The sequence below is a fragment of the Clostridium celatum genome (assembly GCF_021412605.1).
Lineage (GTDB): Bacteria > Bacillota > Clostridia > Clostridiales > Clostridiaceae > Clostridium > Clostridium celatum.
Window position 1 is genome coordinate 14,111 of record NZ_JAJKGM010000019.1, and the last position, 14,317, is coordinate 28,427.

The 14,317-nt window shown below is 27.5% G+C and carries 13 protein-coding genes; 5 read left to right on the top strand and 8 right to left on the bottom strand.

The window, feature by feature from the left end:
* Nucleotides 1–162 precede the first annotated feature (162 nt).
* Together LPC13_RS09460 and LPC13_RS09465 are read left to right on the top strand one after the other, a co-directional pair.
* The gene (locus LPC13_RS09460) at nucleotides 163–888 is read left to right on the top strand and encodes a tRNA 2-thiocytidine biosynthesis TtcA family protein (RefSeq protein WP_005215361.1); all 726 of its coding nucleotides are present in this window, start codon (nucleotides 163–165) and stop codon (nucleotides 886–888) included.
* A gap of 125 nt (nucleotides 889–1,013) precedes the next feature.
* The gene (locus LPC13_RS09465; protein ID WP_040420016.1) at nucleotides 1,014–1,223 is read left to right on the top strand and encodes a cold-shock protein; all 210 of its coding nucleotides are present in this window, start codon (nucleotides 1,014–1,016) and stop codon (nucleotides 1,221–1,223) included.
* A gap of 154 nt (nucleotides 1,224–1,377) precedes the next feature.
* On the opposite strand, the gene LPC13_RS09470 is transcribed toward LPC13_RS09465, so the two are convergent.
* Both LPC13_RS09470 and LPC13_RS09475 read right to left on the bottom strand, forming a co-directional pair.
* A complete protein-coding gene (locus LPC13_RS09470; RefSeq protein ID WP_005215365.1) occupies nucleotides 1,378–2,064 on the bottom strand; it encodes a DUF4956 domain-containing protein in 687 nt (228 codons plus the stop codon).
* Nucleotides 2,058–2,816: a polyphosphate polymerase domain-containing protein gene (locus tag LPC13_RS09475; protein ID WP_195244518.1), complete on the bottom strand. Its 759-nt coding sequence runs from the start codon at nucleotides 2,814–2,816 to the stop codon at nucleotides 2,058–2,060. Before LPC13_RS09475 ends, LPC13_RS09470 begins: the two co-directional genes overlap by 7 nt.
* Nucleotides 2,817–3,168: 352 nt before the next feature.
* On the opposite strand from LPC13_RS09475, the gene LPC13_RS09480 reads away from it, so the two are divergent.
* Nucleotides 3,169–4,998 carry a carbohydrate-binding domain-containing protein gene (locus tag LPC13_RS09480; protein ID WP_234088765.1) on the top strand — a complete coding sequence of 610 codons (1,830 nt, stop codon included), beginning with the start codon at nucleotides 3,169–3,171 and terminating at the stop codon, nucleotides 4,996–4,998.
* 307 nt (nucleotides 4,999–5,305) lie between these two features.
* Here LPC13_RS09480 and LPC13_RS16985 read toward each other — a convergent pair whose 3' ends face one another.
* A complete protein-coding gene (locus tag LPC13_RS16985; protein ID WP_005215372.1) occupies nucleotides 5,306–5,437 on the bottom strand; it encodes a hypothetical protein in 132 nt (43 codons plus the stop codon).
* 104 nt (nucleotides 5,438–5,541) lie between these two features.
* Entirely contained in the window at nucleotides 5,542–6,105 is a 564-nt protein-coding gene (locus LPC13_RS09485) for a lysozyme inhibitor LprI family protein (RefSeq protein WP_005215375.1), read from the bottom strand.
* A 204-nt stretch (nucleotides 6,106–6,309) separates the two neighbouring features.
* Here LPC13_RS09485 and LPC13_RS09490 point away from each other — a divergent pair, with 204 nt between their 5' ends.
* A complete protein-coding gene (locus tag LPC13_RS09490; protein ID WP_234088766.1) occupies nucleotides 6,310–7,722 on the top strand; it encodes an MDR family MFS transporter in 1,413 nt (470 codons plus the stop codon).
* A gap of 76 nt (nucleotides 7,723–7,798) precedes the next feature.
* Here LPC13_RS09490 and LPC13_RS09495 read toward each other — a convergent pair whose 3' ends face one another.
* Both LPC13_RS09495 and LPC13_RS09500 read right to left on the bottom strand, forming a co-directional pair.
* Entirely contained in the window at nucleotides 7,799–8,980 is a 1,182-nt protein-coding gene (locus tag LPC13_RS09495) for a D-alanyl-D-alanine carboxypeptidase family protein (RefSeq protein ID WP_005215379.1), read from the bottom strand.
* Between the two features lie 242 nt (nucleotides 8,981–9,222).
* Entirely contained in the window at nucleotides 9,223–9,609 is a 387-nt protein-coding gene (locus tag LPC13_RS09500; RefSeq protein ID WP_005215380.1) for a zinc ribbon domain-containing protein, read from the bottom strand.
* 174 nt (nucleotides 9,610–9,783) lie between these two features.
* On the opposite strand from LPC13_RS09500, the gene LPC13_RS09505 reads away from it, so the two are divergent.
* Nucleotides 9,784–10,626 carry a patatin-like phospholipase family protein gene (locus LPC13_RS09505; RefSeq protein ID WP_195244521.1) on the top strand — a complete coding sequence of 281 codons (843 nt, stop codon included), beginning with the start codon at nucleotides 9,784–9,786 and terminating at the stop codon, nucleotides 10,624–10,626.
* Between the two features lie 174 nt (nucleotides 10,627–10,800).
* Here the strand turns inward: LPC13_RS09505 and LPC13_RS09510 are convergent, their stop codons facing one another.
* Nucleotides 10,801–11,367 (bottom strand): DUF6512 family protein, encoded by a 567-nt coding sequence (locus LPC13_RS09510; RefSeq protein WP_005215385.1) that lies wholly within the window; start codon nucleotides 11,365–11,367, stop codon nucleotides 10,801–10,803.
* A 258-nt stretch (nucleotides 11,368–11,625) separates the two neighbouring features.
* Nucleotides 11,626–14,313, bottom strand: coding sequence for a dockerin type I domain-containing protein (locus LPC13_RS09515; RefSeq protein WP_005215386.1), 2,688 nt, complete (start codon nucleotides 14,311–14,313; stop codon nucleotides 11,626–11,628).
* Nucleotides 14,314–14,317: the final 4 nt, after the last annotated feature.

A 14,317-nucleotide genomic window follows, 5' to 3' on the forward strand; every position in this document is an offset into this window, starting at 1 on the left:
CTTATACTTTAGCTATCATATATTCTTAATATTTGAAATAGCATTAAATTATATGTAAATTATTGTTAAGATTTTGCATATATTTTAATGTTATCCTTTGTGTAAAAATATAAAGTTTGATAAAATATCTAAAGATTAAATTTCGGAGGTAAAAAACCTATGATGCAAAAATTACTTAGCAAAACTAGACAAGCCATTAATGATTTTAATATGATAGAAGAAAATGATAAAATTGCTGTGGGCCTTTCTGGTGGAAAAGATAGTGTAACACTACTTCATATATTAAAAAATTATCAAAAATTTTCACCAGTAAAATTTGAGCTTATTGCAATTACCTTAAATCCAGGTGGTGTAGATAACAGTCCACTACATAAGTTATGTAAGGAACTTGATGTACCTTTTTATGAAATTCAAACTGATATTGCGAAAATTGTATTTGACATAAGAAAGGAAAAAAATCCATGCTCTCTTTGTGCAAAATTAAGACGTGGTGCGTTAAATGGAGCTGCTAAAGAGCTTGGTTGTACTAAAGTTGCTCTTGGACATCATAAAGATGACGCTGTTGAAACCTTTGCTATGACTATTTTTTATGAAGGTAGAGTAAATTGCTTCTCACCTAAATCATATATGGAGAAATTTGACTTAACTATAATTAGACCAATGGTTTACATAGATGAATATATGATTAAAAGAAATGTAAAAGATAATAACTACCCTATAATAAAAAACCCTTGTCCTGCTGATGGACATACTAAAAGGCAAGATATGAAGGAATTAATTAAAAACTTAAATGGTACTTTCCCTAATTTAAAGGATAAGCTATTTTCAGCATTAAATAATTCTGAACAATTATTTATATGGGATAAGGATAAAATTAACAACGTATAAATCTTGTCCGACTTCACATACTAAAACTATGAATATCTAGTAAGAATTACTACAAATAACTTTACTGCTAACTAAATACTTATCTTAGATATTCTTTATAAGTTTATATGTTAAGGAGAGATATTATGTCAAATTATACTGGAACTATAAAATGGTTTAATACTGAAAAAGGTTATGGATTCATTTCTGCAAACAATGGAAATGATATTTTTGTTCATCAATCCCAAGTAAAAGATAATGGACCTCATAGTGACTTACATGAAGGTGAAAATGTATCATTTTCTATTGCTGATGGTGAAAAAGGTCCAATGGCTATAAATGTTCATAAACTATAAAAAAATTAAAGTAGTATAATTATGAAATGCCTCTGTCTAACTAGACAGAGGCATTTCATTAATAACTACCTAATAAATATAAAATTCAGATTAATTAAATTAATATAATATTTAAATTCTTTTAAATAAAGGTAATAATTTATTTAATATTCTTTTAATACACCTTTTCTTCTATACCAACTGATGTAAGCGAAATGCTTAAGTTACCATTTTTACATCTTAATTCATCAATAAGATCCTTTTGCTTTAATTCTTCGTTAACATTTAATCTATAAGTTAATTCAAATAAAGCTCCAAAATCTTTTGTTTTTACTGTTTCTATTTTCCATGAATGTACATGTCTATCTAATATTTCATCAAATAAACCTTCATAATTTAAATCTTCTGGTATTAATATCTTTAGTCTTAATGATCTAGTTTTTGGCATTGCAAAGTTAGATTTTTCTATTATAATCATAACTAAACATAAAATAACTGTAAATATAACAGCATATCCTATATATCCCATACCACTTGCAAGACCTACTGCTAAAGTAAAAAATATATATGATATATCCTTTGGATCTCCAGGCGCACTTCTAAATCTAATTATTGAAAATGCTCCAGCTAAACTAAAGGCTCTTGCTACATTATTTCCAACTAAAAGTATTATTATTGAAATTATTACAGGTAACATTATAAGTGTTATTGTAAAACTTGGTGTATATCCTTCCCTTTTGTGTGTATACATATAAGCTAAGCTTATTACAAAGCCTAAAAGTATAGATGATCCTATTACTAATAATGCATTCACCAAAGTAAATGATTCTCCTGTTGTTGACGAAATTATCGTTTCTAACATATTTTTTCTCCCCTTGCTTCTATATTTTTATTTTGATTTTTATTTAAACAATACCTCATATACTCGTTTCCATACTTAGAAAACTTAGCACTATATATTTTTAAATCTGATAAGATTTCTACAAACCATAACGGAATAGCACCTAATATTTTTACTTCCATTAAATACTGTTCTTCTTCTAAAAGTTGTTCTCCAAAATTACCAAGCTCTAGCGATAATCCACTCCTTCTTGTAGTTATCTTAGAATCAAATGTCAATCTAAAATTTTTATCTGTTCTACAAAAAAATGCCTTTCTACTATATCCTATATAAACTGTAGGATAAACTTCATTATTATCTAGATAATATTCTATTTCATTTAACACTTGATTACTTATATAATCTGTCTTATTGGGTCTAATCCTTGAATTTAAAAAATTATAAGCTTCACCTAATGTAAGAACAACTCTTCTTTTATTTACTATTCCATTTATCTTCTTTTTCAGTTCTAAAAAAACTTTATCATTTAAACTTCTTGGTACCTTATAACTTCTAAGTCTTAATTTTTCTTTATAATAAGGTTTAGATATTGAATGTCTAATTACTTGATTGTCAGCTGTATCATAATAAATATTGTAAATACTATAATTCTTCCCATCCTTGCAATGTTCATCTGAATCCATATATTCGCTTAAACGTTCTACAAGGTCATCATATTGTGTTTTATTTAATAGATATTTTTTTTCATATCTTTTAAATGATTTTATTGCCATATATTTACCTCCCTAACTTACTCTAATCTTTGACTTAATTATAAAATTCAAACCTTAAAAAAATCTTAAAAAATTTTACAAGAATTTAACTTTGTAACTATAAATCACAAAATTCACATGTACTTCATATACTAATTTTCTTAATTGCATTAACTTAAATGTAATTTCCAATAATCAAATTCAAGTCTATTTATTAATGAAGCATTTTCTCTTAACATCCAATAAGTACACCTAGGCGTAACTTCAACTAGCAAAATTGAAATTTTGAGGTTCACTTAAGATTAATTTAAGGTTCGTATAGTATTATTACTTTTATAGATAAAGAGATAAAATATTTAATTGGAGGTTTGTTATGAAAAAGAAACTTATTTTAGCATTAACTGTTTGTGCATTATGTTTAAATGTTACAGGTTGTGCTAATAAAGATACAAATATAAGTAATGACATTCAAAATACTGTTACTGAAAATAATAAAGAAAATACAGAATTAAGCGCTGAGATTACTGCCGATATTAATCTTAGTGATAATATTACTATTAATGGATCTAATGTATCTGTAGATGGAAATAAAGTTACTATTGCTAATGCAGGTACTTATAACATAAGTGGAACATTATCTGATGGTCAAATTATAGTAGATAGTGCCTCTGAAGAGAATGTTTATTTAGTTTTTAATGGAGTAAATCTTACCTGTTCTAATAGTGCTCCTATTTATGTTAAAAATGCAAAAAATACAATAATAGTATTAGAAGATAATACTGATAACTTTATTACTGATGGTGAAACTTATATATTTGAAGATGCTACTACAGATGAGCCAAATGCAGCAATATTTAGTAAGGATGACTTAACTATTAAAGGAAATGGAAGCTTAACTGTAACTGCAAATTATAATAATGGTATAACTAGTAAAGATGATTTAAAAATAACTGGTGGTACTATTTCTATAGCTTCTAAAGATGATGGGCTTATGGGAAAAGACTCTATTACTATTAAAGGTGGAGATATAACAATTAATTCTGAAGGCGATGGATTAAAATCAACTAATGCTGAAGATACAGAAAAAGGTAATATAATTATAGAAAGTGGAAACTTAAATATAACTGCAGGAACAGATGGTATTCAAGCTGAAAATATAGTAAACATAATCGATGGTACTATTAATATAGTAACTGGTGGTGGAAGTGTAAATAGTAGTAGTAAATCTAATAATGATACCCCTTGGGGTTCTTGGGGTGGAAGTTCTTCTTCTACAGAAGAAACCTCTAGTGCAAAAGCAATAAAAGCAGTAAATGATATAGTAATTGATGGCGGCTTAATTAATATAGATTCTTCTGATGACTCTATTCACTCAAATAACTCCTTAACTATAAATGGTGGTACACTTGAAATTGCATCTGGAGATGATGGTATCCATTCTGATACTACACTTGAAATCAATGGTGGAGATATAAATATTACTAAATCTTATGAAGGTATTGAAAGTCAAACTATAACAATAAATAATGGTACTATTTATTTAGTTGCAAGTGATGATGGTTTAAATGCCGCTGGTGGAAATGATGGTTCTTCTACTAATGGTAGACCTGGTGAAAATCAATTTAATTCATCTTCTAATGGCTCAATAACTATTAATGGTGGTTATCTTTATGTTGATGCTGCTGGTGATGGTGTTGACTCAAATGGTTCAATTGTTATGAATGATGGTACTGTTATTGTTAATGGTCCTGAAAATGGTGGAAATGGAGCTTTAGACTATGATGTTTCATTTGATATAACTGGTGGATTATTTATAGCTGCTGGTAGCTCACAAATGGCTCAATCTCCAAGTTCATCATCAACTCAAAATTCAGTTAATATATTTACATCACAATCAGCAAATACTTTAATTAATATTAAAAATACAAATGGTGAAGATATAATTACTTTTGCACCATCAAAAACTTATCAATCAGTTGTAATATCATCTCCTAAATTAGAAAGTAATGCTACTTATACTGTTTCTGTTGGTGGTAGTTCAACTGGAAGTTCTGCAGATGGACTTTATAACGATGGAAGCTATAGCGGTGGAAGTGATGCTGGTACTTTTACAACATCTAATACTGTAAGCTCTGTAGGCTCAGGTGGAGGTATGGGTGGCCCTGGTGGTAATCCTGGTGGTAATAGACAACAAAGATGGTAATATAATTTAAAGTAAAAACTGGATATTCATTGACTAATTTTTATTCGTAAAGTCAATGAATATCCAGTTTTATTATATTTTATACTTTTTTAACTAATAACAAAATAGTTATTATATATATTTAGAATAAAAACCTCTTGTTATAACATATTTAAAAAATCTTTCTGATTTTGTATCAATATCTATTTTAGTAACTCCTTGATATAAAAGTATCTCTGCCATAATACTCATTAATTTATTTTTGTAATTATCACACATTAAACTAAATCTTGGATTAACATATTCCGTATTTCTTTCTATTATTACTTCAAAGCTTCCTATAACATTTTTCTATAATTACATCAAAGTTATATTGAACTATATCTAAATCTAATTCATTTATTAACTTATAGCAAGGCTCTATATTTTGAATGTTTATCCCTTTAGGGCTAAGCTCCATATTTTCACCTCAATTTTTATCAAATTTACTTAATAAAACTAACCAATAGTAATACATGAATTTTAATTATTTATATTCATATATAGTTTTTCTAATAATAACTTTTACTTCATATAATTATTTATTAATTCATAACATCTCTCTTTTGTGCTTTGTGCAAGACTAGATTCATATACTAAAGGTTCCATTGTACCCCCTTCTACCTCATTTGCACTTTCCCCTGCTTTTGAATCCCTTATAGTTAACCATTGAATTTGTTCTTCTCTAACAGCTTTCATTTCTTCTTCTGATAATTGTTCTTGTAATACCCCATATATTTCATTTAATAACTCATCCCAACTATCATATTCAATACTTACTGCTTCCTTCATATCAATAGTTGTTCCACTATACTTACCCGCTAAAGAATCTTCTAATTCTTTTTCTAACTGAAAATATCTATCCAAATAAGCTTGTGACTTGCTTATAACTACTTCATCTTCTTCATTATCTTCTATTTTAATAATTTGTTCTTCTTTTCCTTCATCATTTTCTTTATCACTATTTTCTTCATTATTACTTACTATTTCATTTTCCTTTTGTGTTGTAATTTCACTATTAGTACTATTTCCACAACTTATAAAAAAGTTCATTGCTACTAACATTATAAAAATAATTGTTTTTTTCATAATTTATCACCTCATTTCTATACAAATAAATATTACTCACTATATACATTAATACCATTACAAATATAATAACACCTTTTTACATTACTTGCAAATTAGTTTTATACTACATATATATGTCTCTATATAGTAGTATAAGTTTATTTTACTTTTGGAAATATAACTATGTATGCGAAACTCCAAATTTAAAAATGAGGTGATTTTATGAGCGAAGTAAAAAATAGCAATAAAAATTATAATGTAGTTATTATTGCCGGAGTTTTTCTTTTAGGTTCTTTTGTTTGCTTTTTAAATAGTACCTTTATGAATGTTGCTTTATCAGATATAATGAAGGATTTAGATATAAGTGTATCTACCGTCCAGTGGCTTAGTACAGGATATATGCTTGCTACTGGTATAGTAATTCCTTTTACAGCTTTTCTTATAGATAAATTTAAAAATAGAACTTTATTTTTTATAGCTATGGGGCTTTTTACCATAGGAACCTTTATAGGCGCTTTTGCAACTAATTTTCCAATGTTGTTATCTGCTAGACTTATCCAAGGTTTAGCCAGTGGAATAATAGTACCATTAATGCAAACTGTATTTTTAATAATTTTCCCAATAGAAAAAAGAGGCTTTGCTATGGGTATAGTAGGTATTGTTCTTGCATTTGCTCCTGCTATAGGTCCTACCTTATCCGGCTGGATAATAAATAGATATCCATGGAGAAATCTATTTTATGTAACAGCTCCCTTTGCAATTGTAGATTTAATTCTTGCTTTCTTTTTGTTAAAAAATGTAACTGAGAATAAAGATGTATCCTTTGATATCATCTCCTTTATTGGCTCTACAATAGGCTTCGGTGCATTACTTTTTGGCTTTAGTAATGCAGGAAATTATCCTTGGAGTAATCCTAATGTATATCTCGCACTTATTATAGGTATAATCTTTCTTATAATATTTGTTTGGAGACAATTAAGTATGAAGGAGCCTATGCTTAACTTAAGTGTATTTAAAAGTAGCACCTTTACATTTTCAACTATAATAGTAATGATTTCCTATGCAGCACTTATTTCATCAGAATTAATACTACCTATGTATCTTGAAAATGTTAGGGGTTCTTCTGCTTTTAATACAGGATTAATACTTATGCCTGGAGCCATAGTAATGGGAATTATGAACCCTATAACAGGTAAGATTTTTGATAGATTTGGTGCTAGATATCTTGCTCTAACAGGATTAACAATACTTACATTAGGTACATTTGGGCTTTCATTCTTAACAACAACTACAACTATTACTTATGTAATTATTGTATACGCAATAAGGATGCTAGGAATTTCTATGCTTACGATGCCACTAACAACATCTGGTTTAAACAGTTTAGATAAAAGACTTTATGCTCATGGTAATGCAGCTAATAATACTTTAAGGCAAGTTGCTGGTTCCATAGGAACTTCAATAATTGTAACACTAATGAGCAAAGTAAGTCTTTCCTCTGGCATTAAAGATCCATTAAAAGCACAAGTTCACGGAATGAATATTTCCTTTGCTTCAACTGCAACACTAACATTAATAGGTCTAATAATAGCTTTCTTCGTAGTAAAAAAACAAGAACCTGTTGATAAAAATTAATAAAAAAAAGAATGAGATAACATTTCAGAAATTATTATAATTTCTTATAGTTATCTCATTCTTTTTTCGCTTTACCTTAATATTCCCCGTAGAATTCTTCTAAGGTTAGGCCTTTTTCTTTTAACTCTGTTGCAAGCTCTACTCCTAAATATCTAATATGCCATGGTTCATAATAATATCCTGTTATATCTTCTTTTCCTTCTAAATATCTAACAACAAATCCGTATTTGTGAGCATTTTCTGCAAGCCATTTTCCTTCATCTGTATAACCAAATTCAGTAACTAAATTGCCTCCATATTGAGCTGCTGTTACATCCATAGCTAATCCTAATTGATGTTCACTAGCTCCTGGTGGCGCTGAATATCCTGAGTATGGATTATATATGCTTGATTGATATGAATATGATCTATACCCTGAAACAGCATAAAGATATATACCATCAGCATCTGCTGCATTAAATAAGCTTTCTAAAGCATTAGCTGCCTCTTTCCTCATATATAATCTATCAGAACTTACTGCCATTCTTACATTTGGTAAAACTAAATCTGAAGGAACAAAATCTTGTGATAATTGACTTTTTTTATTTACACAAACAGTTAGACTATTTGCATCAAAATTTCCAACTCCAATTATTTTTTCACTAGGCTCTTTTACTATCTCTTCTTTAATTAAAGTTCTACTAATTTCCTTATTTCCTTCATACACAACTGTATAGTACTCTTTTTTTTGTCCATTTTCTCCTTCTTTAATAACTCTAGTTTCACCAACTGGAGTTTTATAGTCAGTTACTGTTTTTTCATTAAAATCTATATCTTTTAAGACTTCCTCTGTTTTTGTAGTTAATTGATTTATAACTATTTCATCATTATTTACTATATAATCTTCAATATTTTTATTAATTTTATCATTATTGGATATAGAAATATTTAATTCCTTTAACACTTGTCCAACAGTATTGCTTTTTGTTTTATATTCTTGAATATTTCCATTTAAAATAATAGTAATATTTTTTACTTGATTTATAACTATTGTCGAATTTCTCTTTATCTCTTCATTTAAATCAACTGATACCTCATCTTCAGATGATAAATTTATATTTTCCTTTTGTAATAGATATTGATAATTTTTCTCATATGTATATACAACTTTGCTATTTCCATTTATATCTATTGTAACTTTTTTAACCGATATAATACAAATTGCTACAACTAATACTATAACTCCTAATATACTGTTACTAATTAATTTCTTCTTCATAATAAAATATTCCTTTTCCCATTACTTTATTATCTTAATTTTTCATTCTAATTATTATTATAATATAAAAAAAGCAAAAAGCATCTTTTTATAATAAAATTTATTTTAGTAATCTTTCCAATAATTTTATACTTTTTACTTCTTTTGCCGTTTCATAACTTTGCTACATACTAACATATTAAACTTTCAGTTAACTTATAATTTAAATCTATCTACTTTCTTCTGAATATCTGAAATTTTAACTATTTAATTTTTTCACCACAATATGGACAATATTCAAAAGTTCTATCTACTTCTCTATTGCATTTAGGACATCTTTGTATAGCATAATAATTGCTATAATTATCATTAACCTCATTTAAATCCCAGTAAGTAATTTCTATATTTTCACCTTTTTCAATTGCTTTTCCTTTTTCATTGGAAATGCTAAAAATAGAATTACATCCACTACATATTACATAATATTTTTCATTCCATTTAAAAATAGGAATAAAGAAAAAATGAAAATAAGTAAAGGTTTTTATTAATTTTCCACCATTTGAAATATTACAATTTTTACAAACTATATTATTTAATATTTTAATTTCTTTCTCTTTATTATCTACACCAAATATTCCTATAAAAAACATAATTTCACCTTCTTATAAATATTTCATTTCTATTATAGACCAAATTTAATACATATTAAATATTAACAAATTATATATTTATAAATACACCAAAGAAATTTCATTCCATAATTTGTATTAATTTAACTTTTCATTTATAATATCTTAATAATGATTTTTAGGAGGGATAACTTTATGCCTAGTTTAATTTTAGAAGGTGGAACATTTAGACCAATTTTTACAGCCGGAATATTAGATGCACTATTAGATAATAATATTATTTTTCCTTATTGCATTGGCGTATCTGCTGGAATTACAAATGGTGTATCTTATATTTCCAAACAAAGAGGAAGAAATTTAGAAGTAGTAACCAAATATAGAAATAATAAAAAATATTTTGGATATAGCAATTTTCTTAAATGTAAAAGTATCTTTGGATTAGATTTTGTTTTTGATGAAATTCCAAATAAGCTTGTTCCTTTTGATATGGATACATATAAAAAATATGATGGTAAGATTTTAGTTGGAGTAACAAATGCTAAAACAGGCAAAACAGAATACCTTGATGGAAAAAACTTAGATGATAAAGCTACTATGCTTAGAGCAACTTGCGCTATTCCTGTATTTTTTCCTGTTATAAAAATTAATGGTGAAGAATACTATGATGGTGGAATATGCGATCCTATTCCAATAAGAAAAGCAATACTTGATGGAAATGAAAAACACTTAATAATATTAACTAGACCAAAAGGCTATAAAAAAGAATTTAGTAAAAAAAATGTTTATGCTTCAAAATTATTATGCAATAAATATCCTAAATTAAAAGAACCTTTTTTAACAAGACATGATACTTATAACGAAACAGTTAAATTTTGTGAAGAATTAGAAAAGCAAGGTAAAGCACTAATTCTAAGACCTGATGCAGATAAATCAATCGAAAGTTTCGAAAAAGATGTGAATAAACTAAAAGCAGGATATGATCACGGCTACGACCTAGCTATACGCCATCTAACAGAAATTAAATCTTTATTTAGTTAAATTACAATCAACGTCAATAGAAGAAGTTTATGATATTATCTTTATGAACTATTATAATTTAGCCACAAATTCACCAATGTTTCTTAGGAAAATATCATAAACTTTTTTATATAAAACTATTTTTTGAAAATACAATAAATAGATAATACTAAAAATTAAATTTAATTAATAATATTAAATTTGAATGCCATATAGCAATGTTTTTGTATCTTTGAATATTGGAATATGTGGGGGATAAAATGTAAATATTATAGTACATGATATTAGTATTATGATAATAAGTAATCCTATATAAAATTTTTCATTTGTGATTCTAATATGTTTATATATGTGAAATCCTAGACATTGTGCTACTAACAGTGCTAAAAATAATGAAAATATATCTATTATTAATAGTGATATTCCTAATGCTCCTGTATAAGTATAATAAAAGGTTGCAATAACAATAGGTATCATTAAGGTTGCAATTGACGCTGAAAATATCCACTTTTTAAAATCTATATCAACTTTTTTTCTTAGTATATAATAGCTTATAACCCACCATAAAACTAAAGGAAGAATTGCCAATTTAAAATGCTCTGCTACACTTTCATTTACTGGAGCGAATGCTCCAACAATTTGTATTTTACCTGTTAAGTTATATACCAAGTGAATTGGAATACTTAATATAAATAAACTAGGTATAGCAAGTATAACATTTCTTTTTATCCTTCTGTAATCATTATTTAATATATTTCTCACAATACTCCTCCTAAAAATATATCTATTATTATCTTATAATCATATATGGATTTTGTTAACGAGTATTTATATTTTTGCAAATTATTCACTTTAAAATACCTATAATAAATTTAATATTTTCTTTCCCATCAACAAGCAACAGCTCTTTTAAATATTATTTCATAATCATAGTTATTATATTTTATTTATTCTACTTCTCTAAAAAGAAAAACTTCTAAGAAATATACAAATATTTGTATTTATCCTAGAAGTTTTTAATTACTTAATTTCTAATATAATATTAGTTATAAACTTGATTTCATATTCATTAACTAAGCCATCTCCATTTAAATCATACTCTGGTTTATTTTTTCCATAGTATTTTGATACAATAGCTAAGTCACCTATATCAACTCTACCATTTTTATTTAAATCTACCTTTTCTTCATCTGAAATTTCAGGTTCTTCAATATCTTTATATTGAATACTTGGTGTAATATAAATAGATGGTTTTGATGGATTTTCTATATTTTGTGCTTCTATGCGAATAAAGTCTCCCTTATTCACAACAAGTTCCATAGCTTCAACATTTACTTTAACTAGACTTTCTGATAATTCATATGAGTTAATTTCTTCTCCATTAATAGTAAAGCTTAACTTAACTTTTCCACCTACATTTCCTGCTTGACGTAAATATGGCTCATCATCTTTAACTGATAAAGTTATTGTTCCAGACTTAGGAACTCTATAAACCATAGAATATCCCTCTTCACGTTGTGCTGTACCTAAAGTATCAATTAATAAGCCATGTGTATGCTCCGTTGGCACTACTGAATGATTTGCAGCTGCAATACCTACTCCCCCATAATTATTTCCATCCCATTGTGGATATTGAGTATTATAGTTTGTAAGATTATAATATTTTCCTAAAGCTTTCTTTTGAGCAAACCAAACATTACCTTGTTTACCTGTATAGTCTAGTGCCCATTGATAATTATTTTTAACATCAATTGAATATATATTTTCTTCACCATTTTCAGCTATAATTTTAAAAGTCATCCCACTTTCTATATTTCCACTTTCTATTTCAGCTTCATCATTAAACACTCTAATAGTAGCATCACTATGGATTTCCACTCCTTCTTTAATTTCAGCTACAGTCATTGGATTATTTTCTAAACTTGGAACATATAAAACCTTATTGACCTCATCAAGCATATATATAGTTCCTTTAATGTCATTATTATTGCTAGCTGCAATGATATCTGATTCATAAGCTCCAATATCAGTATCTCCATTTATTTTATTACCAAAGAAATCGCGTCCACCATTATTTTCAATTGTTTTACCTGCATTTATTGCTGGAGAATTATCTTGCAGTTTATATCCCTCAAAAGCAACTAAATCATTGATAATATTTTCTCCACTACTTGGTTCACTTCCTGTATATGCTATAGGACCATTTCCACCATCTATAAACTGTGGATCTCCTACTATTGCACAGGTATCAGTATCTGGTACATTAGTATAGTTATAGTATAAATTATTACTATAAGTTGCTTTAGTTCCGCCCTTTGTCCAATCTTCTGACTTTTCAGCTCCAGCATTATAAATAATATTATTTTCTATTACTGCAACTCCTCCAGTCATACCTGAACGGATAAATGGTACACCCTCCTTAATATAGAATGTATTATTATAAAAATGTGCATTTGGATGACTTGGTAAATTTAATATACCTGTTAAATCATTTTGACTAATATTATATCGGAAAATTGAATTAACAGCCTCTCCAAGGCAAATCATCACAGCTCCACCACCATTATTATGACTGTAATTATACTGATATATTGTTCCATCACCTGAATCTGCATCCCAAGCTTGACCATCTCCATTTATACAAGTATCAAAAGCTTCATTAAATTGAAATACTGCATCTTTACATTTCCATGGCCAAATTGCTGCTGCAACCTTACCAAATCCTGTTTCACTATAATCTACATCATTTATCTGCCTTGCTGCACCATCTGATACATTATACTCAATAATTGGTCTATCACAATACATTGTTGTAATAGCATCTCCACCAGCATCTTTTACATAATTATTTCTTATTTCAACTCCAGTTGAACCATATTTTGCTATTGTCTCATCTGAAATTTCTCCACCTAAAAACTTATTAAAATACGCTGTATATCCAACTGCAATTCCCCATCGATTAACATTATTTACTATGCAATTTTCAATTTTCACATCATTATACCTTGGTATTCCTGTCTCCTCTTCATTAGTTGGTAAAAATACAGTAAAATAAATTCCTCCATTATTCATATGCTTATCATATACATTTCCAACAACATCATGAACATTCAAACTATCTAAATAAATATGATCAATTGTTCCCTTATCCTTTGCTACTACAGCAACCCCTGTACGATTCATAACTTGTGAAGAATTATAATCTGCTTCTATTTCTGGAGCATTATTAGTTATTTCTAAATTTTTAATATTAATGTACTCTACATCATACAATAATATTGATGATGACACATAGCCCTTATACTTATGAGAAACATTTCCTAATTGCTTTCCATAATCTTGATACCATATACCTTGCCCATTTGTATCAATTCTCGGATTATTTCCTTCTCCATATTTATCAATTTCAATTGAAGCCTCTTCAGAACCACTACCTTTAATGTGTAAAAAGTCATTTGTAAAAACTGAACCAGCTTCTAATAGAACTTTATCACCTTCTTCTAACTCTATTTCATTAATCTTTTGTAAGCTATAAAATGCCTTATTTTCCGATAATCCATCATTATTATCACTTCCATTTAATGTACTTACATAATAAGTTGTACCTATTTCATTCTTTATAGTTTCTGCCTTAACTATTAATGTTGAAGTAAATACTTGAAATACCATTGCACCTGTTAACACTATAGATAGAATTTTCTTTTTCATACTT